This window comes from Neisseria sp. CCUG17229 (genome assembly GCF_047839235.1).
Classification (GTDB): domain Bacteria; phylum Pseudomonadota; class Gammaproteobacteria; order Burkholderiales; family Neisseriaceae; genus Neisseria; species Neisseria brasiliensis.
Genome location: NZ_CP181247.1, coordinates 1,199,856 through 1,221,610, shown reverse-complemented (window position 1 = coordinate 1,221,610; position 21,755 = coordinate 1,199,856). Strand labels below are relative to the sequence as shown.

Below are 21,755 nucleotides of genomic sequence, written 5' to 3'. Positions count from 1 at the left end.
TTGTCAACAATTTTAATGTTTCGTTTGAAATTGTCGAGCTTAATTTAGTTAAGAATAAAGTTATATACAGAGCTGTTAGCGTTATGAGGCTTAACTGTGTGGATTATTGCCCAGCCAACCTTGTTGAAAAATCAACGGCTCGTTTTTTGGCTCGGTGCTGCTGTAATAGCGGGCAAATTTTTCGCGGTAAGGCAGTTTTTCACGCGCTTCACCAAATTTGGTCATGGTTTGCTCATAGGCTTCGAGGCCGTCTGAAAGTGTTTGGTCGTCGGGATAGCGGTTTTCAGCGTAAACGGTGTGTTCCGGCAAACGCGGTTTGACGCGCATTTCAATGTCGGGCGTGCCGATACACAGGCCGAATAGGGGGAACGTGTTTTTTGGCAAATTCAACAATTCGATAATATTCGCCGCAATCATGCGGATGCCGCCGATATAGCAAGTGCCGTAGCCCAGACTTTCGGCTGCAACAACGGCATTTTGCGCGGCTAGAGAAGCATCGGTGACGGCGGTAATTAAGTTGTCGGAATGCGAAGCTGCGGCAAACGTACCATTATAGGCTTGTGAACACAATTCACTGCGGTGTAAATCGGCGATGAAAATCAGAAAAGTGCTGCAGGTGGCAACTTGCGGATTAGCCGGTTGCAAGGCAGCGATTTGGCTGCGTAAGTTTTCATCGGTGATGTTGATGATGGTGTAGTGTTGGCCGTTCATCCATGAAGCCGCTTGGGGTGCACAATCGATGATGGTTTGCACCTCTTCCTTAGGCATGGGGATGCCGGTTTTGAAGTGACGGAATACACGGTGGTTTTTCATGGTTTCGATGGCGTGATTCATGGTTTTGTCCTTACGGTTGCGTGTTTGACTGATTGTAAGACGGAGGTTTTGCTGCGTCTAGAGGCCGATTAAATTTATCATAAAAAGATTTTAGGTTGATGTTTGATTTAAAGCAGGTTTTTACCTGAAAAAGTGGTTAAAAGTAGCGTATTTGTTATAATGTAATCAAGAAATCGACAACACAACACAGGTTTTACCGTGTTATTTTTACTTTGATTTGAAAAAGAGAGGAAAACAAATATGTTCCCAGAATATCGCGAATTGATTACCAAATTAAAACAAGAAGATGCACACTTTGCCCGCTTATTTGACGAGCATAACGAATTGGACGATAAAATCACCGGCTTGGTGAATAATCCGGTTACTGCTGGTGCGGACGATATTGAAGAGCTGAAAAAAGAAAAACTGGCATTGAAAGACCGCTTGTATGAAATCTTGTTGAAAGCCGACGGTAAGGCTTAAGCATTAATTTAAAAGGCCGTCTGAAACGAATGAGTTTCAGACGGCCTTTTTCTTTTCTAGTTTAAGATTGTCGGATACAAGTATCCGACTACAAATTTTTTATACGATCTAATCACACCCAATCTGCCAAATCTTCTGCATCAATATCCCACGACCAAATGCCGTTTTCCGTGCCGTTCATGCCGCGTAAAAACAGATAGCGCACGGCAATTTGTGGCAAAGCAAGGCCGCGCAGTTTGAAATAGCGGCCGACGGCAATGGCGTAAATCAGGGCTTGCAGGTAGTAATGATGTTCGCCCATGGCTTCATTCATGGCTTGCGGGGTATAAGCTGCTGCATTGGCGCCCAAGTAATTGGATTTGTAGTCAATCACGCAAACTTGGCCGTCTGAAGCGATGCAGGTCATGTCGATAAAGCCGTTGAGATAGCCTTGTACATCTTGAAAATCCAGCCGTTGCGCCGCTTCGATGCATTCCGGCGGCAAGCCCAAATGCGGCTGGGCAAACCATGTGCGTAATGCGGCAAGATTGAAATCCTGCATATACAGGGTGAAGCCCATTTCGGGTAAACGCTCGCTCGGTTGAATGTCTGACAAAGTATCTTTGCCTGAGATTGGCGTTTCGCGGCAACAATCCAACATGGTCATCACAGCGGGCAGCCATTTTTCTTCAAAGCTGTAGCGGGTTAAGGTTTCCAGAATTTGCTCACTTTGTTCGGCAGCAGGGCTTTGGAAATCAAGGTTCTCCAGCATATCGTGCAAACACAAGCCCGCATTGGTGCCGCGCGGGAAATGGTGAATGCTCAATTTGTCATGGTCGTTTTCTTGAACCACGTTTTCAGACGGCCTGATGTTGCTTTCTGCGGCATCCAAACTCGGTTGCAATTCTTCACGTTCGCCGTCGTGCGCTTTGACGTGACGGCTCAAGCCGGTAAAGCTGGTGTGGCGGATGTATTCAAATCCGCGCGGCGGAATATGGGCAGCTTGATACGCGACATCGGCTTGTTGGCCGGAATGATAAGCGGCGGAGAGAGGTGTATCTTCCGTGAATACAAAGTCGGTATTTTCGTTTGCGGCTTGCCCGTTGATGAATTTTGTCCAATTGTTTTTCAGCATGGCCATTTCTGCTGCGCCTTTTCCGGCTTTGCGCTCGCCCTCATAAGCAGCTTTCACGGCTTCACGCGTGCTGTCGGCATGGCCTTCGAGCAGGTAGGCGAAAGTGTTATCGTCAGTATCTTGGCAATAGGCGGCATAGATATTCAATTGTTCTTCGGCGCGAGTGAGGGCAACATAGAGCAGGCGCAGACGTTCGGCCATTTCTTCATCGGCCAATTGGACGTGGTCGTCATCATCAAGCTGATGTTCGGCCAGCAATTCGCTTTCGCCGTCATCGCGGTGCAGAATCTGCCAATCGTGCGCTTTATTGTCTTGCGCGTCCCACACAAACGGGCAATACACCAGCGGATATTGCAAGCCTTTGGCTGCGTGCATGGTGACGATTTTGACTAAGGCTTCGTCGCTTTCCAAGCGTAAGACATTGTTGTCGCTTTTGTTGCCGTTTTCGGCCAGATTGATTTGTGCCAGCAGCCATTGATGCAGCGATGCGGGGCTGTGGCTTTGCTCGTTTTCTTCGGATAAGCGTTCCAGCAGTTGATGATAATTGGTCAGGCTGCGGCCGTTGCCGTCTGAAAGCAGGCGGGTTTCGATGCCGTGTTCGGCGGAAAAATGCTGCATGGCGGTGTAAATGCCTTTTTGCTGCCATAGCTGGGCGGCGCGCTCTGCCGAATCGATCCACGTCAACAGGTCGGCTTCGCTTTGGTTGAGCGCGTAAAGTGCATCGGCATCGTAGCCGAACAGTACACCGCTTAAGGCAAAACGCAGCGATTCGGTGCGGCGCGGATTGAGCCAGAAATCCAATAAAGCCGCCAATCCTTGTGCTTCGGGCGATGCGAACACGGATTCACGGTGCAGCAATACGCTTTGGATGCGGCGTGATTTCAGGGCTTGGGCAATCATGCTGCCTTCGTTGTGGGTGCGTACCAACACGGCAATGTCGCCCGATTCCAGCGGCCGCTCTCTGAAATTCAGACGGCCTTCCGCTGCTTCGTTTAAGGCAAAAGCGATTTCATCGGCGCAATATTCGGCGGCTCGTTTGCGTAAGACATCTTTGTTTAGCGGCTCGGTTTCATTGCCGTGCAGCCAACGCACTTGAACAACAGGGCGGCTCGGCGACAAGCGGCTTTCTTCACGCGCCGCGCCAACCGGATTGTAATCAATGTTTTCCAATACAAACGGGCGGTTTTTGCATTGAAACAGTGCACCAATGCCGTTAATCAGCTTGGCATGGCTGCGGAAATTGGTCGCCAGTGTGTAATGCTGTTGCGCATCTTCTGCGGCTTGCAGATAGGCATAAATGTCGGCACCGCGAAAGCTGTAAATCGCCTGTTTGGGGTCGCCGACCAAAAACAAAGGCTTGTTTTGGCGGATAAAAATCTCGCTGAAAATCTGATATTGCAGTGGGTCGGTGTCTTGGAATTCGTCAATCAAGGCCACTTGCCAAGTGGCTGCCACGGCTTGGGCCAAGGCTTGGGCATGCGGATTAGTCGGTTGTAATGCGTTGAACACATCCAGCAGCAAATCGTCAAAGGTACGCTCGCGGCGGGATTTTTTCTGTTCGGCTAAGGCTTGGTTGATGTGGTCGAGCAGGTCGAGCTTGAGCAGGGTGAGGGCGTTTTCTTCTTCTGCGGCGGCTTGGTGCAAATCGCGGCCGAGATTAGCGAGCATCTGCAAATCGGCCAAAGCGGCGGCATCAAGGCTTTGGCCTTTTTTGGCTTTTTCGGCCAGCACATCTGCGCCAAACATCGGCAATTTGTCGTGATTTTTCGGCAAGTAATCTTGTTCGGCGGCGTGTGTGAGCTGTTTGAACAATTCTTGGAAAGTGTTGGTGCGGTAGCTGTTGCCGTTGAGATTAGGGTGAATGCGCCAAAAGCTTTCTTTTAATTTAGGCAGATTGGTTTTGACGTTTGCCCATGTTTGCGCAACGTTTTGTTGCGATTCGGCCAGAAGATTTTCAGGCCGTCTGAAACGCAAATACGGGCGGCTGGTAAAGCTTTGAATCTCGAACAGCATTTTTTGCGGCGTGTATTGATGCTTGAAAACCAGCTTGGCCAATTGCGGATGGTTACTCACGCGTTCACGCCAAAAATCCTGCGCCGGCACCAGCAAACGTTCGCGGCTGTCGTCGGCGAGTTCGACATCAAATTGCGTTTGGCACAAAAAGGCGAAATCGCGCAGCACGCGCTGGCAGAAGCCGTGGATGGTGTAAATTGAAGCGTTGTCGAAATCTCCAATGGCCGCTTTCAGGCGCACGATTAAGCGCGCTTGGCTTTCTTGCGCTAATGCCTGCTGCAGCAAGCCTTTGAGAAACACGTCGCCGGGGTATTCGCGTTCGCAATATTGATTGAGGCCGTCTGAATCTTCGGCGGCGTTTGCCACGCTTTCCAAAGCTTGCAACACTTCGTCCAAACGCGCGCGCAAGCGGGTTTTGAGTTCGGCAGTAGCAGCTTTGGTGAAGGTAACGACCAAAACCTTATCTACCGGCATTTTTTCCAACACAATCAGGCGGGTAAACAGCGCGGCGATGCCGTAAGTTTTACCGGTGCCGGCGGAGGCTTCAATCAGGTTGGTGCCTTGAATCGGAATCGACAGCGGCGCAAAAGCATGAACGGAATGGGACATAATCGCAAGAGGCTTAAAATAAAAAGAATGTGTTTATCATAGCAGAGGCCGTCTGAAAACTCATCGACTTTCAGACGGCCTGTTCACACCAAATTGCCGATTAAAGGTTTTGCAAACGCTCAACCGACGGCGCGAAATAATAGGCACCGGAAACGGCAGTTGAAATATGCTTCAGCAGCAAATCGACTTTGCCGTCTGCCTCGCCAAACATGCTCAATAATTGCGCTTCAATGTTGTGCAGCGTGTGGCAATAGGCAAGGAACATCAAGCCGTGTTCGCCGGTGATTTTGCCGTAGGGCAGGCTGCGGCGCACAATTTTCAGGCCGACGCCGTTTTCTTTTAAGTCCACACGGCCCAAGTGTGAATCGGCCAAGCGCACGCTTTTATCCAGCTCTTCGTCGGTTTCCTTGCTGCGGCCGATGTAGCTTTCTTGGTGCGGCACATCCACTTTATTCCAGCGTTTCAAATCGTGACGGTATTTTTGCAACAACACATAGCTGCCACCCGCATCAGGCTGGCCTTCGGGAATAATGCCTGCTTCGTAAATGGCTTGGTCTTGCGGGTTTTCTGTGCCATCAACAAAGCCGTCTAAACCGCGCTCTTGATACAGGCGGTAGCCGTATTCTTCGGTGACGATGGTTAAGCTGTCGCCGAAGGTTTCCAATACGTCTTGCGCCAAAGCCAAAGCGGCATCTTGTTGCAGCGATTGAATGTGAATCAACACGTCTTGCTGCGTGGCGGGTGCCAAGCCGTTGCCCAAAGGCGTAAACGGTTTAATTTCGCGGCCTTCATCGGCATGGCCGAAAATGCGCCAAGCTTCGCTGCCAAATGCGATGGTCAAGCCCAAATCAGATTGCGGAAACTTGGCCTGCAAAGCCTGAAGATGAGCAACGCTGTCGCGACAGGCAGTTTTAACGGCATCGATTTGGCCGATGCGGATGTCGGCTTCGATAAACACGCCCGATTTGGCGTGGTCGGAAATAATGGCGGTTTGCGGATTCATGGTTGGCTTCCGAATATCAGTTTTCATCGGGCAATATTATAACGCAATTTACCTAGGCGGTTTACAGTTGCTTGCGTTCAGACGGCCTTTGTTGACACGGCTTTATGCTAGAATGTGCGCCTTATTTTCAGGCAGGTTGATTCATGCGCATCGGATTTTTTATTATTGTGTTGGTGTTGATGCAGCTCTTTACCTTTGGTTTGGGGCGCTCGCTGCAATGGCTGCTGGCACCGTTTATCGGCAAACGCGGCCGCCGCTGGCTGATGGGTTTGGCTTATTTGATTACCAACAGTTTGATTGTCGGCTTGCTGTTGCAAGTTGATCACGCTATTTTCCGCGTGACGGCGTTTTGGATGGTGTTGCTGCTGTTTGTGATGTATTCGGCGCTGGCAACGTTTGTGTTGTATCTGTTGCTGCGCAAATTTATGGCGCAGCCGCCTTTGTCGCGCAGCCTGCGCTTGTTTGCGCCGCTGTTTCTCGTGTTCTTGACCGCGTTATCGGTGTACAACGCCTATACGCCGGTGGTGCGCCATCAAAGTATTACCATTAATAAAAAATTAGACCGTCCGCTGCGCATCGGCTTGGCCAGCGACACCCATTTGGGCTTGCTGATGGGCACTAAGCAATTGGACAAACTCGCTGCCATCATGCAGCAGGAAAAAGTCGATTTGATTTTGTTGCCGGGCGATATTATGGATGACGATACCAAAGTGTATGTCGCCAAAAATATGCAACCGCATCTGGCCAAGCTGACCGCGCCTTTGGGCGTGTATGCCACGTTGGGTAATCATGATTTGTTCGGCCATCAAAACGAAATTTATGCCGAATTGGAAAAAGCAGGCATTCGTGTGCTGGTAAACGAAGCCATCGAAGCGCATGGTTTGCTGCTGGTCGGCCGTAATGACGATATGGATCAATCACGCCCGTCTACCGAGCAATTGTTGCAAGGCCAAAACACCAATCTGCCGGTTTTGCTGCTGGATCACAGGCCGTCTGAAATCGATTTGCATGCCGAATTGCCGGTGGATATTCAGGTTTCCGGCCATGTACACAACGGCCAAGTGGCACCGGCCAACTTAATCGTGCGAACCATCAACCGCGTGGCCTACGGCTACGAAGCCATCGGCAACGGCCATTATTTTGTGACATCAGGCTACGGCTTCTGGGGCATCCCCATGCGCTTGGGTTCACAGGCGGAAGTGTGGGTGATTGATGTAGCGGGAAATGAATGAGGATAAGTGTATAGGTTTGACAAAAAGATTTCTTGAAATTACAGCTCATTCAGCCGCAATGACAGCAGACTTTCCTGTATTTGGGCTTGTCTGTACGGATAAATCAGCCTAGACTTCAGCTGTAAATCTGTTTTAGGAAGAATTTAGGAAGAATAAGTATGACCAAAACGCAGCAAGATATTTTTGAACATAATCGTCAATGGGCTGAGCAGCAATTACGTGCCGATCCACATTTTTTTGATCATCTTTCAGCAACGCAAACACCTGACTATCTCTATATCGGCTGTTCGGACAGCCGGGTGACGGCTGAAGAAATGATGGGGATGCAGCCGGGAGAAGTGTTCGTTCATCGTAATATTGCCAATATGGTTAACCCGATGGATATCAATGCGGCTTCAGTAGTCGGCTATGCTGTTGATCATTTGAAAGTAAAGCATATTGTTGTATGCGGACATTATAATTGCGGCGGTATCAAAGCCGCGATGCAGCCACGTGATTATGCCTTACTTAACCCGTGGTTGCGCAATATACGTGATGTTTATCGCCTGCATCGGGAAGAATTGGATGCAATCGATGATGAAACTAAGCGTTATGACCGTTTGGTGGAATTGAATGTGCAGGAGCAATGTGTCAATATTATCAAAATGGCTGAAGTGCAGAAGCGTTATCTGCATGAACACTACCCAACAGTGCACGGTTGGGTATTTGATATCCGCACGGGTCGTCTGAAAGATTTGAATATTGATTTTGATAATATTCTGAAAGAAATCCAGAAAATTTATGATTTGACTGATAGAGATTGGAGTGTCCCAAATCGTGATTAGAGGATAGGTCGGTATGGATGATACAAGGCCGTCTGAAAAGCAATTAACTTTGCTTTTCAGACGGCCTTTAGATTTGAGTTTAATCTAACCAATGATTAAGCCAAACCTTTTTTCTCCAAATAGCTTTCGTAGTCGCCCAAGTAATGCTCGTAGCCGCCTTTACCGTCGAGCTCGATGATTTGGGTGGCGAGCGATGAAACAAACTGACGGTCGTGTGAAACGAAAATCAGCGTACCGTTGTATTTTTCCAGCGCCATGTTGAGCGATTCGATGCTTTCCATGTCCATGTGGTTGGTCGGTTCGTCCATCACCAGCACATTTGGTTTCAGCAGCAATAATTTGCCGTAAAGCATGCGGCCTTTTTCACCACCGGACAATACTTTGACTTTTTTCACCACATCGTTGCTGCCAAAGAGCAGGCGGCCGAGTGTGCCGCGGATCACTTGCTCATCGTCGCCTTCCTGACCCCATTGGCGCATCCATTCGCTCAAGTCCATATCGACGTCGAAGTCGTTTTCATGGTCTTGCGGATAGTAGCCGACATGGGCTTTTTCCGCCCATTTGATGGTGCCTTCGTCTTGAGTGAGGCCGTCTGAATATTCGGCGTTGTAGGCACCGGCCAATAATTTCAGCAAAGTGGATTTACCGGCACCGTTGGGGCCGATAATCGCCAAGCGTTGACCCGCTTCTAAGATGAAATTCAGGTTTTTAAACAACTGGGTTTCAAAGCGCTTGGCCAGTTTTTCCACTTCCACGGCCTGGCGGTGCAGCTTGGCTTTTTCGTCGGCTTCAAAGCGGATATACGGGTTTTGGCGGGTAGAAGGTTTGACTTCGACCATTTCCGATTTGATTTTGTCGGCCTGTTTCAAGCGGCTGGTGGCTTGGCGGGCTTTGGATTTGTTGGCCGAGAAACGCGCCACGAATTCTTGCAATTCTTGCAGTTTTTCTTTAGCTTTGGCGTTGTCTTTCAGCGCGCGCTCGCGGGATTGCGCCGAAGCGAGCATGTAATCATCGTAGTTGCCCGGATAGATGGTGATGGTGTTGTAGTCCAAGTCGGCCATGTGGGTGCACACTTCGTTCAAAAAGTGACGGTCGTGCGAGATGATGATCATGGTCGAATCGTATTCGTTCAACACGCCTTCCAGCCAGCGGATGGTGTTAATGTCCAAGTTGTTGGTCGGCTCGTCGAGTAACAATACATCAGGTTTGGAAAACAATGCCTGCGCCAACAACACGCGCAATTTGAAGCCAGGGGCAACTTCGCTCATCTGCGCATTATGCAAATCTTCGGAAATGCCCACGCCGCTTAACAATTCGGCAGCGCGTGCTTCGGCGGTATAGCCGTCGTATTCGGCGAACTTGGCTTCCAAATCGGCCGCTCGCATGTAATCGTCTTCGGTGGCTTCCATGTTGGCGTAAATCGCATCACGCTCGGTCATGGCCGCCCACATTTCGGTGTGCCCCATCAACACCACATCCAACACACGCATGTCTTCGTAAGCAAACTGGTCTTGTTTCAGCTTACCCAAGCGTACGCCGTTTTCAATTGCCACTTCACCGGCAGTCTGCTCCAAATCGCCGCCCAGAATTTTCATAAACGTGGATTTACCCGAGCCGTTGGCACCGATCAAACCATAGCGGTTGCCTTCGCCGAATTTGACAGACACGTTTTCAAACAGCGGCTTCGCGCCAAACTGCATGGTAATGCCGTTGGTAGAAATCATTCTTTGTAAAACCTTTATAAATAGAGTGTTATAATCGGGCGAAATTGTAGCATATTTTACAGAGGCCGTCTGAAAAGGAAACGCGTTGGAAACCGAAAAAATCTATTACGCCGTGATTATTCTGATTTGTGCGGCTTCAATGTTGCTCAGCCCGTTTTTCTATATCCGCCGCACGCGCAATGCCACCGAAGTGCGCCAGCAGCCGCAACGATGGACGCCGATTATCATCGCCAATCTGATTATGATTGCCGCGCTGGTGTTTATTTGGTGGAAGTGGTTTTAGTCAAGGTATTTTTACGCAAAATGGATGTCAACCGGATGGACTACATCAGCAAAGCCGTTTTACTTGCCTTAGTCTTAGCCTTGCTTGCCTCTACCGCCGCCCAAGCAGCAAGCATTTATGAATGCACCGACCACTCAGGCCGCAAGGTCTATAGCCAAGAGGGTGGTAAAAACTGCAAAGCCAGCAATATCGACCGCCCATCGGTGTACACTTCCGCACCTGTTTATCAAGCTGCCGCCCCAGTTGCCATCAGCGAAAGCACGCCGCAAGCAAACACATCTGCCGATTTGGAAGCGGCGCAACGCGAATTGCAGCAAGCGCAGCAAGCTTTGGAAGAAGGCAAAAAAGTGCGCTTGGGTAATGAACGCAATTACGCCAAGTATTTAGAGCGTGTGCAAGGTTTGGAAAACAATGTCAAAGCGGCGCAAGACAAGGTGCAAGCTGCCGAACGGGGTGAATCGCAACAATTGTTGCATTAAGGTTGATTGAATAGAAAAAGGCCGTCTGAAATTATTTTTTCAGACGGCCTTGGTTTTATTTCTTTAACGATTTTGCAGCGTTTCGCGTATTTGTGCTTGGTCAAGCTGGCCGTTCCATTTCGCAATAAAAAGAGCAGCAATGCCATTACCAATCAAATTGACAATGGCCAAGCCGGTGCCGACAAAGCGGTGAATGCCCAAAATCAACATCATGCCTGCTACCGGTACCACGGGTAACACGGTTAAGGTGCTGACCAGCATCACAAAAGCTGCGCCGGTTACTCCTGCAGCGCCTTTAGAAGTTAACATGGCCACTAACAACAGAATGAGCTGTTGCGACAGGCTCAAATCAATATTGGTGGCTTGTGCAATAAAGAGAATGGCAAAGGTCATATAGAGATTGGTACCGTTGAGGTTAAACGAATAACCGGAAGGCACGACCAAGCCCACAATCGAATGCGGACAGCCCAAGCGCTCAAGTTTCTGCATGAGATGCGGCAATACCACGGAAGATGAACCTGTGCCCAAAATAATCAGCAACTCTTCTTTGATAAAGCCTAAATAAGCAAAAATATTCATGCCGAACATACGCGCAAGCAGGCCGTAGATGACAACCACAAATACAATCAGCAAAGCATAAAAACCTAAAATCATTTTGGCCAACGGAATCACCGATTCAATACCGAATGCACCGATGGTATAAGTGATCGCACCAAATGCACCAATCGCAGAGAGCTTAGAAATAAAGTGTACCATTTTGAAAATAACTTTAGAGGCACTCTCAATCAAGGTAAATACCGGTTTGCCTTTATCTCCAATAGCAGAAAGTGCGGCACCGAATAAAATCGATACCATTAAAATCGCTAAGATATTGCCGTCTGAAAACGCGCTGAAAAAGGTTTTCGGAATAATGCTCATGGCAAAATCAGTTAGGTTGACGTTTTTGGCTGTTTCCGCATATTGAGACAGTTTGTCGGTATCCAGTGTGCTTAAGTCGGCATTAAAGCCTGCGCCGGGTTGTATGATATGCCCCCACAGCAAGCCGCCGATTAATGCAATAAGCGACATTACAAAGAAATAAATCAATGCTTTACTGCCAACTTTGCCTAACTCCTGCATGTCTTTCATGCCTGCAATGCCCGTGACCATGGTGCAAAAAATAATCGGCCCGATAATCATCGAAATCAGACGGATAAACGCATCACCCAATGGCTTGAATTTAACTGCCCATTCAGGGGCAACCCAGCCAAGCAGCACACCAGCAGCAATGCCGACGATGACTTGAAAATAAAGTTCCTGATAAAAAGGCTTTTTGGTTTTATTCATGATGAACTCCAACGGATAATTTGCTTTGAGATAACATAAAATATTGATGATGATTTAATTGCTGTTTTGAAAAAAGCCGTCTGAAAAGAATATGTTTATCCTTTTCAGACGGCCTTGTGTATTTTATTCACTTGTATTCGCCGTATTCATCAAACGTAGCGCTTTCAGACGGCCTATGGCTTGTTGATACTCGACCAAGCCAATAAATTCGCCTTGTTGGCTGTACACACGAATCGGTTGTTCATGCTCGATGTTTTCGGTGAACTGCGGGCGTTGGCCGAATTTCAGCATTTCCACGGCGCGGTCGTTGAGTGTGATTTTTGGCAAATGCTGCACCAACACATCGCAAGGCAGCAAGAGTGCGTCGCGTTCGGCTTCGCTTAAGTCTGCCAATTGTTCCAGCGTGTGGCTTTGTGCGATGGTGAAACCGGCGGTTTCGGTGCGGCGCAAGGCAGTCAGGTGGGCGAAGGTACCGATGTGTTTGGCGATGTCTTCGCTGAGGGTGCGGATGTAGGTGCCTTTGCTGCAACGCACGTCAATCACGGCTTTGGGTGCGGCAAATTCCTGAATATCAATCGAGTAAATGGTGATGTCGCGTGGTTTTCGTTCAATCACGATGCCTTTGCGCGCATATTCGTAAAGCGGTTTGCCTTCGTGTTTCAGTGCGGAAAACATCGGCGGCACTTGGCGGATAGAGCCGGTAAGCGCGGTACAGGCCGTCTGAAATTCTTGCAGGGAAATGTCGGCGCGGGCGGTGTCGATGATTTCGCCTTCGGCATCGCCGGTGGTGCTGGCTTCGCCCAGTTTCATGGTGGCGGTGTAGGCTTTATCCGCATCGAGCAGATATTGCGCGAACTTGGTCGCTTCGCCGAAGCATACAGGCAGTAGGCCGGTGGCGAGTGGGTCGAGCACGCCGGTGTGGCCGGCTTTTTCGGCGCGATAAAGACGGCGCGCTTTTTGCAAGGCGGTGTTGCTGCTCAAGCCTTCGGGTTTATCGAGTAATAAAACGCCGTTGACAGGGCGTTTGCTGGGTTTGGTATTCATGGGGTTTCAACTGTAAAAGGCCGTCTGAAAGCCGGTTAAATGCTTTTCAGACAGCCTTTATTATGGATGGTTTAATCTTCTACCGGCTTTTCCGCCGCCACTTGGTCAATCAGGCTGGAAATACTCATGCCGCGTTCTAATGATTCGTCGTATTTGAAATGCAGCTCGGGAATTTTGAAGAGCTTGATGCGTTTGGCCAATTCGCTGCGCAAGTGGCCTTTGGCGTGGTCGAGCGCTTCTTCGGTGATTTCGCGGGTACTGTCGTCCAATACGGTGTAAAACACGGTGGCGTGGCTGTAATCGCGGGTGACTTCGACTTCGTTGATGGTGATGAAACCGGCGCGCGGGTCTTTCAAATCGGTGCGGACGAGTTCGGCCAGTTCGCGCATGATTTGTTCACGAACTCGGTCTTGGCGGGCATAGCCGCGTTGTGGTTTTCGCATGATGTGTCCTTTCTGATGGCCGTCTGAAGTGGATTGGGCGTGAATCTTGTCAATCAAGCATACAGCCTGTTTCATTAATGCGCTATTATAACGGATATTCTGTGATTAGGCCGTCTGGAATTTTCAGACGGCCTTGTTGTTTAATCATAAATTATTCAAATTAAATGGGTTATTGTCCCCGTAAAAATAATGCATCCAATTCTTTTAAAGTCAGTTTTACCCAAGTCGGCCGGCCGTGGTTGCATTGGTTGCTGCGTGGGGTGTTTTCCATGTCGCGCAACAAGGCGTTCATTTCGGGAAGAGTGAGCTGTCGGCCGGCACGTACGGAGCCGTGGCACGACATGGTAGCTAGGATTTGGTTTTCGCGTGCGGCAATGGTTTGGCTTGCGCCGGTTTGTGCCAACTCTTGCAACACGTCTTTGGCTAGCGCGGCGACATCGGCTTTGCCCAACATATTCGGCACGGCACGCACGGCGATGGTGTTGCCGCCCATATCTGACATATCTAAGCCGAATGCTTGTAGGGTTTCGGCGTGGTCGGCAAGAGTGGCGCATTCTTCGTGGCTGGCGGCGAAGGTAACGGGAATCAGCAGGCGCTGGCTTTGCAGGCTGCCAAGATTGTCGCGTTGGTTTTTCATTTTTTCGTAATTCACGCGTTCGGCAGCGGCGTGCATATCGACCAGCAGTAGGCTTTCTTCAGCTTGGGCGAGGATGTAAATGCCTAATAATTGGGCGATGGCAAAACCAAGCGGCGGTGTTTCGGGGCGGCTTAGGCCGTCTGAAAGCGGATTGGAGGCTGCGGAAACATAAGGCTCGGTGCCGCCAAATCGGGCTTGCTCGAATTGCGCCAGCTCGATGTCGTCATCAGGCTCGGTGCGCTTGAACAATTCAGCATAAGTGTTCATCGCGGCTTGGCTTTCGCGCAGAGATAGTGAACGCTGTTGCGGCGCGCGTGCGGCTTGATAAGGCATGGGCGCGGTTTTGCCGGAAGAGGATGGCAGGCCGTCTGAAACATTTGTGCGGATGATATTGGCATAGCTGGTGTGAAACACTTGGTTTTTCGCTTGGTCGGAGTCTTCAGACGGCATATTGGTTGGCGTGTTTTCCGTTTCAGACGGCCTGGTCACGCCCAGCATATCGTGCAAAATGCCGCCGGCGTTGGTAACGCTTTCGGTTTGGTCGGCGCGGGTGTCGGCCAAGGCTTTGTTGAGCGTGTGGAACACCAGTTGATACACTTGTTGGCTGTCGCGGAAACGGATTTCGGTTTTGGTCGGATGCACATTGACATCCACCGCTTCCGGCGGCAAATCGAGGAACAATACAAAAGCCGGTGTCAACGCATTATGCAACACATCGCGGTAAGCCTGTTTTACCGCGTGCATGATGACTTTGTCTTTCACAAAGCGATGATTGACGAAGCAATATTGTTTGTCGGTTTTACCCTTGGCAAAGGTAGGTTTGGCAATCGTGCCGTATAAACGCAAAGCGCCGTTGCCGCTGTCGATTTCCAACGAGGCCGTCTGAAAATCATCGCCAACAATAGCGGCAATGCGCTGATTCAGGTTTTGGCTCGGATAATGGAACACGCTTTTGCCGTCGCGCTTGAGTGAAAAGGCAATGTGCGGATGCGCCAAGGCCAAGCGTTCAAGCATGGTGGCACAATGGGCGTATTCGGTGTTCTCCGATTTGAGAAACTTGCGCCGTGCGGGTGTGTTGAAGAACAGCTCGGCCACTTCGATGGTAGTGCCGACAGGATGCGCTGCCGCGCTCGGCTCGCTGATTTTGCCGTCTTCCGCTTTCACTTGATTGGCGTGTGCACTGTCAGCTTGGCGGCTGGTTAAGGTGAGGCGTGATACTGACGCGATGCTGGCCAAACCCTCGCCGCGAAAACCCATGCTGGCGACGTGTTCCAAATCGTTTAAGCTTTTGATTTTGCTGGTGGCATGGCGGTGCAGCGCCAATTCGATATCATCAGCGTGAATGCCCGAACCGTTATCGGTGACACGAATCAGGCGGATGCCGCCGCCGGAAAGCTCGACATCAATCGCCGTCGCGCCTGCGTCGATGCTGTTTTCAACAATTTCTTTCAACGCATTGGCAGGCCGTTCAACCACTTCGCCGGCGGCAATTTGGTTAATAAGATGATCAGGCAGGGCGGCAATTCGGGACATGGTAATTTTCCGTGTGACAAAACTCAAATTCAGAATGCTGATTATAGCAAAAGGCCGTCTGAAAAGCTGTGTCGGCTTTTCAGACGGCCTGCCTTTAATTGATTATGGCAGATTACAACCCCAATGCCTCGGCATGAAATTCAATGTGGCTGTCGATAAAGCTGGCGATGAAGAAATAGCTGTGGTCGTAGCCTTCGCGTTTTTTGAATTGAACGTTAAACCCGTTACCGCGGGCAGCGTTGACAAAGGTTTCCGGCTGCAATTCTTTCGGGTAAAACTGATCGGCATCGCCTTGGTCGATAAGAATCGGCAGTTTTTTCGAGGCCGTCTGAACGAGGGCGGTGCTGTCGTAGTTTTTCCATGCGGTTTGGTCGTCGCCCAAATAAGCGGCGAAGGCTTTTTGTCCCCAAGGTGTTTCGCTCGGGTTGACAATCGGCGCGAAAGCGGAAACGGCAGCGTAGCGCTCGGGATTTTTCAAGGCGATTTGTAATGCGCCGTGGCCGCCCATGCTGTGGCCGAAAATGCTGCGTTGGTCGGTCACCGGAAAATTGGCTTCAATCAACGCCGGCAATTCTTCGACGATGTAGTCGTACATGCGGTAATGTTCTGCCCAAGGTGCTTGTGTGGCGTTGACATAAAAGCCTGCGCCTTTACCCAAATCGTAGCCTTCATCATCGGCTACGTTGTCGCCGCGTGGTGAAGTGTCGGGCATAACTAAAGCGATGCCCCATTGTGCGGCGAAGCGTTGCGCGCCGGATTTTTGGGTAAAATTCTCATCGGTGCAGGTCAGGCCGGAGAGCCAATACAACACCGGTACGCGGTAGCCTTGCAAGGCTTGCGGCGGCAGGTAAATGCTGAAGGTCATGTCGCAGCCGTTGGCGCTAGAAGCATGCCGGTAGCGCTCTTGGTGGCCGTTGAACATTTTGTTGCGTGAAATCAATTCGAGTGTAGACATCATAGCTCCTTATTTTTGATGAATTCTTTTTCAGACGGCCTGATTTGATTTTAGGCCGTCTGAAATTATTTATGGCGGATTTCCCAGCATTGATGGATTTTCTTGTTGCGAAAATCATCGGGAACGGATTGCTTGCTCACATCTTTCACGGCATATTTTTCGCTGACTTCGGGATGCAATTCAAAGCTGCGTAAATTGTTTGAAAAATACATCAGGCCGTCTGAAGCGAGCAGCTTCATCGCGCTGTTGATTAAAGTCATTTGGTCGCGCTGGATGTCGAGAATATCGAGCATTTTTTTGCTGTTGGAAAAGCTCGGCGGATCCATCACAATCAGGTCAAACTTTTTGCCTTCGGCTTCAGCATTTTTTAAGTATTGAAACACATCGGCGCGTACGATTTTGTGTGCGTTTGAATCAATACCGTTTAATTCAAAATTGCGTTTTGCCCAATCCAGATAAGTATTAGATAAATCGACGGTTTCGCTGCTAACGGCGCCGCCGGTTGCGGCATACACGGTAAAGCTGCCGGTGTAGGAGAACAGGTTTAAAAAGCGCTTGCCTTGGGTGCTGTCGCCGACTTTTTTGCGGGTATTGCGGTGGTCGAGAAAAAGGCCGGTGTCTAAATATTTATCAAGATTGACCCAAAAACGGCGGCCGTTTTCGCTGATGATGAAATCCTCGCCGGATTTGCCGGTTTTCTCATATTGCTGTGTGCCTTTTTGGCGTTCGCGGCGTTTGAGATGGATTTGCTCGGGCGCAAAGCCGGTGACAAAGCCGATGGCTTCCAACACATCGTCCAGCCATGCTTCGTATTCTTCCGGCTGCATCAGCCAGCCGGTGTCGTATTCCTGCAAATGAATGTGGTCGCCATACACATCGATGGCAAAAGGGAATTGTGGAATGTCGCGGTCGTAAATGCGCCATGCTTCAATTTGGTTACGTTTGGCCCATTTCATCAGGTGTTTGATGTTTTTGCCCAAGCGGTTGGCGAATGGTGTGATGTCGGTCATTTTCAGACGGCCTGCTGAATAAAATGGCTATTTTACGCCAATTAACGCATTTGTGCTTGACCGAATATGGCGAAGTCTATATTATCCGCCATTCGCCTTTATTTTTATGAAGCCATCGTCTTCAAACCTATTAACCGGTATTGTGCCGCGTTTCTTATATCTTTTTGCTTTCACGCATATTTGCAGGTTGTCGTCGATGTTAACTTACAAGCCACAGGGCTTGCGACAACCTTGTAACTTATTTCCCGTTACTTATCCTTTGCTTCAGGCCGTCTGAAATGTTCAGTCGGAAGTTGTTGTTGTGTCTTTAGGATAGTCATGTCTATTAAATTTGCTGATTTAAATCTTGATAAAAACATTTTGTCTGCGTTGCAAAGCGCGGGCTACGATTCGCCAACCCCGATTCAGGCGCAGTCGGTGCCGGTAGCTTTGGAAGGCCGCGACATCATGGCTTCGGCACAAACCGGTTCGGGTAAAACCGCCGCTTTCTTGCTGCCGACCCTGCAACACTTAACCAAACGCAGCGAAAAAACCGGTAAAGGCCCGCGCGCTTTGGTACTGACCCCGACCCGCGAATTGGCGGCACAAGTCGAGAAAAACGCGCTGACTTATGCGCAAAATATGCGTTGGTTCCGCACCGTCAGCATTGTTGGCGGCGCATCATTCGGTTATCAAACCCGTGCCTTGAGCAAACCGGTTGATTTGGTGGTGGCTACTCCGGGTCGCTTAATGGACTTGATGAACAGCGGCAAAATTGATTTCGACCGCTTGGAAGTGCTGATTCTGGATGAAGCCGACCGTATGCTGGACATGGGTTTCATCGACGACATCGAAACCATCGTTGAAGCCACGCCGGAAGACCGCCAGACTTTGCTGTTCTCTGCAACTTGGGACGGTGCAGTCGGTAAACTGGCGCGTAAGCTGACCAAAAATCCGGAAGTAATTGAAGTTGAGCGCGTTGACGACCAAGGCAAAATCGAAGAGCAATTATTGTATTGCGACGATATGCGCCACAAAAACCGCTTGCTCGACCATATTTTGCGCGATGCCAATATCGACCAATGCGTGATTTTCACTTCAACCAAAGCCATGACCGAAGTGTTGGCTGATGAGTTGTATGAAAAAGGTTTTGCTGCCAACTGCTTGCACGGCGACATGCCGCAAGGCTGGCGTAACCGTACCTTGATGGATTTGCGCAAAGGCCGTTGCAAAATCTTGGTGGCGACTGATGTGGCCGCACGCGGGATTGACGTGCCAACCATTACCCACGTGATTAACTACGATTTACCGAAACAAGCGGAAGATTATGTGCACCGTATTGGCCGTACCGGTCGTGCAGGCCGCACAGGTATCGCAGTGACGTTTGCCGAAGTGAACGAATACATTAAAGTACATAAAATCGAAAAATACATCGACCGCAAATTGAATGAAGTGACTGTAGAAGGCATGGAACCAACCCGCAAACGCAAATCTACCGGCGGCAAACCGAAAGGCAGCGGCAGCCGCTTTGCCAAAGGCGGCTACGGCGATCGTGACCGTAAATTCGGTGATCGCAAAGGCGGTAAACCGCGCAGCGAAGGTGGCTTTGGTGGCAAAGCCCGTAGCGAGCGCAGTGACGACGGTTTCAAACCACGCGGTGAAGGCTTTAAAAAATCGGAAGGCTTCAAAAAGAGCGGCTCGGATTTTAAAGGCAAACGCAAATCAGGCGGTGACTTTGGCGGTAAAGGCGGCTATGGTAAATCAAGCCGTCCGGCCGGTAAGCGCGGTTAATGGTCTAAAGGCCATCTGAAAATAAAAGGAATGCAGTTTTCTGCATTCCTTTTTGTTTTTGTATCACTGATTAGCTTATTTATCGTAATCATCAATAGTCACCAACAAAAAAAGAACCGCATTGCGGTTCTTTTTTATGGCATTAACTGCCTTGCAATTTCAAACGCTGACCCGGTGTAATGGTGCGGGTGTTTTTGTTCCAGCGGCGAATATCGTTGACATCAACCCCAAAACGGTTGGCGATGGTGTTTAATGTATCACCTTTGCGAACAGTATAAGCAACATTATGTACGGCAGCTGATCTTGTGGCCGGTTTTATTGAGGCGACATTCAATAATTGCCCGGTACGAATATTGTTGCCTTTAATATTATTGGCTGTAATCAAATCAGCCACGCTCAAATTATAGCGTTGTGAAATGTTGTACAAAGTATCGCCTTCCATTACACGATGCATACCGGCAGAAGCCGGCGAAGCTTCAGCTGTTTTGGCACGGGCAAGACGGGCAGCAACACGTTGCTGCTGTTTTGCTTTGTTGTCAGCCAATCTTGCCGCACGGGCTTGGGTAGCATTTTCCTGCTCGGTAAGTTTGGCAATGGTTGCCTGAACTGTTTCTGCAGCTTGGATTCGTGAAGTAGAATCTTCTACCAAAATCATTAAAGAATCGCTATCTCCTTGTACAGGCTCTTCAGCTTGGTGGCCCTGTGTCGGCAGCGGAAGTGGTCCGGTGAGGGCAATTTCTGCTGCAACCGGTTCCTGTGTGGAGATAATGGTCATTTCAACCGCTTTTTCAGTGGAGCTATCCGTTGTCACATTTGCTTGAGCAGTAATATTGCGGGCAGTTGCATTAATAGGGAGTGATTCAGTAAATGCCGGTTGCGACTCTGTCAAGTTAATCACAGTCGCATGAGCAGGTGTTTGGGTAATGGCTGCTGCAATATATTCGTTTTGGTTGCTACCTGCAACATGAACAGGGGTACTTGGTTTTTCGGTCGGAGTCACGATGTTGGCAGCCAATGTATCAGCAAGTTTGGTATTGCTGGCCAGTTGGACCGGTGCTGGTCCAGGCGTATTCGGGCGATAAGTATCCGGTGTGCTGTCGGAATCAATGAAGTTAATCGGTGCATTGTTGCCGCTGCTTAAGCTGTTTTTTGCTACCAAAATACTGCGCCCGGCAGATAACGTCTGGCCGGTAAGGCCATTTAAGCGTTTGATTTCGGCAACGCTCATACCGGTTTCAGCTGCAATTGTACTCAAACGGGTATTGCTGAATGAAGTGTACACATCCCAAGACAGCAGGGTTTCCGGTTTAGCATTGCGGTAATTTTTCTCGAAAGTTGCCGCAGCGCTGGCCGGCAACAGTAATTTACGGTTAGGCTTAGGAAGAAAAACCGGTGCATTAAATGCAGGGTTTAAGGCCAAAAATTCGCTTTCACCAATATCAGCTAAGCGGGTAATTGCACTGTGGTCAATCGGCTGGTCAATGTGTACAGCCTTGAAATATGGCTGATTACTGATTTCACTCACATTCATACCATACGCTTGTGGATTGGCAACAATATTGCGTACAGCCAGTAATTTCGGCACGTAATTGCGCGTTTCATTCGGCATGCGCAGGTTTTCATAGGTCGGCTCTAAGCCTTGTGCGCGTGCACGGTTAATGGCACGGCCGACATTGCCTTCGCCCCAGTTATAGGCCGCCAAAGCCAAAGACCAATCACCAAACAGGCGATGCAGATATTCCAAGTAGTTTAATGCGGCATTGGTTGCCGCGTAAACGTCATGGCGGCCATCATATAGTGCGGTTTTTTCTAAGCCATACTGGCGACCGGTAGCCGGCATAAATTGCCATAGACCTGAAGCACCGACATGTGATTTTGCTTTGGTGACATACGCACTTTCAATGAAAGGCAGCAGTGCAATTTCAGCAGGCATATTGCGTTTTTTAACTTCAGTAGCAATATGATACATATAAGGTTTGCTGCGATTGATGGTGCGGTCGAAATAAGCACGGCCGGCTGCGAATTTGTCTTCATGACGCCGAACGAGCTCGCTGTTGACTTCATTCATACGGAAATCTTTACGCAGAGAAGCCCACAAACTTTTTGAACCGAAGGTCTGCGATTTGGCCTGATCAAGAAGGGCGGCATTCAAGCGCATCATGGCCATACCGACTTGATTTGGTGTCGGGTTGGCAGCATAAGTATAGGTTGAACCAAGCATGGCAGAAATACCGGAAAGGGTGAGAACAAGCTTTTTAAGTTTTGCCATAATTTACAATAGTATAGGGTAATAAATTTTAAATGGGTGGATACTACTGTTTGATGTTGCAAACGTCAAGCCGATATGCTTGGTATTTACAGATATTGTGTTTCTGATACCAATTTTTTGACAAAGCCGCTACGCTGTAGGTGAAAATTTCATGCTATGGTTATGATATACATTCAGCTGACAGTTAAGAT

17 protein-coding genes are annotated in these 21,755 nt (G+C 49.3%); 6 read left to right on the top strand and 11 right to left on the bottom strand.

Annotated features, from left to right (window positions below; translation table 11 throughout):
• Positions 1-90: 90 nt before the first annotated feature.
• A complete protein-coding gene (locus ACM67B_RS05825; RefSeq protein WP_416188852.1) occupies positions 91-834 on the bottom strand; it encodes a nitroreductase family protein in 744 nt (247 codons plus the stop codon).
• 240 nt (positions 835-1,074) lie between these two features.
• On the opposite strand from ACM67B_RS05825, the gene ACM67B_RS05820 reads away from it, so the two are divergent.
• A complete protein-coding gene (locus tag ACM67B_RS05820) occupies positions 1,075-1,296 on the top strand; it encodes a YdcH family protein (RefSeq protein ID WP_416188851.1) in 222 nt (73 codons plus the stop codon).
• A 112-nt stretch (positions 1,297-1,408) separates the two neighbouring features.
• On the opposite strand, the gene recB is transcribed toward ACM67B_RS05820, so the two are convergent.
• Positions 1,409-5,032: an exodeoxyribonuclease V subunit beta gene (recB, locus tag ACM67B_RS05815; protein ID WP_416188850.1), complete on the bottom strand. Its 3,624-nt coding sequence runs from the start codon at positions 5,030-5,032 to the stop codon at positions 1,409-1,411.
• Between the two features lie 100 nt (positions 5,033-5,132).
• Positions 5,133-6,035, bottom strand: coding sequence for a Dyp-type peroxidase (locus tag ACM67B_RS05810; protein WP_416188849.1), 903 nt, complete (start codon positions 6,033-6,035; stop codon positions 5,133-5,135).
• A 143-nt stretch (positions 6,036-6,178) separates the two neighbouring features.
• Between ACM67B_RS05810 and ACM67B_RS05805 the strand changes: the two genes are divergently transcribed.
• Positions 6,179-7,267, top strand: a complete 1,089-nt coding sequence (locus ACM67B_RS05805) for a metallophosphoesterase (RefSeq protein WP_416188848.1) — start codon at positions 6,179-6,181, stop codon at positions 7,265-7,267.
• A gap of 158 nt (positions 7,268-7,425) precedes the next feature.
• A complete protein-coding gene (locus ACM67B_RS05800) occupies positions 7,426-8,091 on the top strand; it encodes a carbonic anhydrase (RefSeq protein ID WP_416188847.1) in 666 nt (221 codons plus the stop codon).
• A gap of 95 nt (positions 8,092-8,186) precedes the next feature.
• Here ACM67B_RS05800 and ACM67B_RS05795 read toward each other — a convergent pair whose 3' ends face one another.
• Positions 8,187-9,815 carry an ABC-F family ATPase gene (locus tag ACM67B_RS05795; RefSeq protein WP_416188846.1) on the bottom strand — a complete coding sequence of 543 codons (1,629 nt, stop codon included), beginning with the start codon at positions 9,813-9,815 and terminating at the stop codon, positions 8,187-8,189.
• Between the two features lie 85 nt (positions 9,816-9,900).
• Here ACM67B_RS05795 and ACM67B_RS05790 point away from each other — a divergent pair, with 85 nt between their 5' ends.
• Positions 9,901-10,098, top strand: a complete 198-nt coding sequence (locus ACM67B_RS05790; RefSeq protein ID WP_096294992.1) for a hypothetical protein — start codon at positions 9,901-9,903, stop codon at positions 10,096-10,098.
• 20 nt (positions 10,099-10,118) lie between these two features.
• The gene (locus ACM67B_RS05785; protein WP_416188845.1) at positions 10,119-10,577 is read left to right on the top strand and encodes a DUF4124 domain-containing protein; all 459 of its coding nucleotides are present in this window, start codon (positions 10,119-10,121) and stop codon (positions 10,575-10,577) included.
• Between the two features lie 63 nt (positions 10,578-10,640).
• Here ACM67B_RS05785 and dctA read toward each other — a convergent pair whose 3' ends face one another.
• The 6 genes from dctA to ACM67B_RS05755 form a co-directional block, all read right to left on the bottom strand.
• A complete protein-coding gene (gene dctA / locus ACM67B_RS05780) occupies positions 10,641-11,903 on the bottom strand; it encodes a C4-dicarboxylate transporter DctA (protein ID WP_416188844.1) in 1,263 nt (420 codons plus the stop codon).
• Positions 11,904-12,026: 123 nt separating this feature from the next.
• Positions 12,027-12,947 carry a tRNA pseudouridine(55) synthase TruB gene (gene truB, locus ACM67B_RS05775; protein WP_416188843.1) on the bottom strand — a complete coding sequence of 307 codons (921 nt, stop codon included), beginning with the start codon at positions 12,945-12,947 and terminating at the stop codon, positions 12,027-12,029.
• Between the two features lie 71 nt (positions 12,948-13,018).
• Complete coding sequence (rbfA, locus tag ACM67B_RS05770) at positions 13,019-13,390, bottom strand: 30S ribosome-binding factor RbfA (protein ID WP_095502029.1); 372 nt, start codon at positions 13,388-13,390, stop codon at positions 13,019-13,021.
• Positions 13,391-13,559: 169 nt separating this feature from the next.
• The gene (gene mutL / locus ACM67B_RS05765) at positions 13,560-15,560 is read right to left on the bottom strand and encodes a DNA mismatch repair endonuclease MutL (protein WP_416188842.1); all 2,001 of its coding nucleotides are present in this window, start codon (positions 15,558-15,560) and stop codon (positions 13,560-13,562) included.
• Between the two features lie 112 nt (positions 15,561-15,672).
• On the bottom strand, positions 15,673-16,518 hold the full coding sequence (gene fghA / locus ACM67B_RS05760) for an S-formylglutathione hydrolase (protein WP_416188841.1): 846 nt from the start codon (positions 16,516-16,518) through the stop codon (positions 15,673-15,675).
• Positions 16,519-16,580: 62 nt separating this feature from the next.
• Positions 16,581-17,525 (bottom strand): class I SAM-dependent methyltransferase, encoded by a 945-nt coding sequence (locus tag ACM67B_RS05755; RefSeq protein WP_416188840.1) that lies wholly within the window; start codon positions 17,523-17,525, stop codon positions 16,581-16,583.
• A gap of 318 nt (positions 17,526-17,843) precedes the next feature.
• Here ACM67B_RS05755 and ACM67B_RS05750 point away from each other — a divergent pair, with 318 nt between their 5' ends.
• Positions 17,844-19,295, top strand: a complete 1,452-nt coding sequence (locus tag ACM67B_RS05750; protein ID WP_416188839.1) for a DEAD/DEAH box helicase — start codon at positions 17,844-17,846, stop codon at positions 19,293-19,295.
• Between the two features lie 142 nt (positions 19,296-19,437).
• Here the strand turns inward: ACM67B_RS05750 and ACM67B_RS05745 are convergent, their stop codons facing one another.
• Positions 19,438-21,564: a LysM peptidoglycan-binding domain-containing protein gene (locus tag ACM67B_RS05745; protein ID WP_416188838.1), complete on the bottom strand. Its 2,127-nt coding sequence runs from the start codon at positions 21,562-21,564 to the stop codon at positions 19,438-19,440.
• Positions 21,565-21,755: the final 191 nt, after the last annotated feature.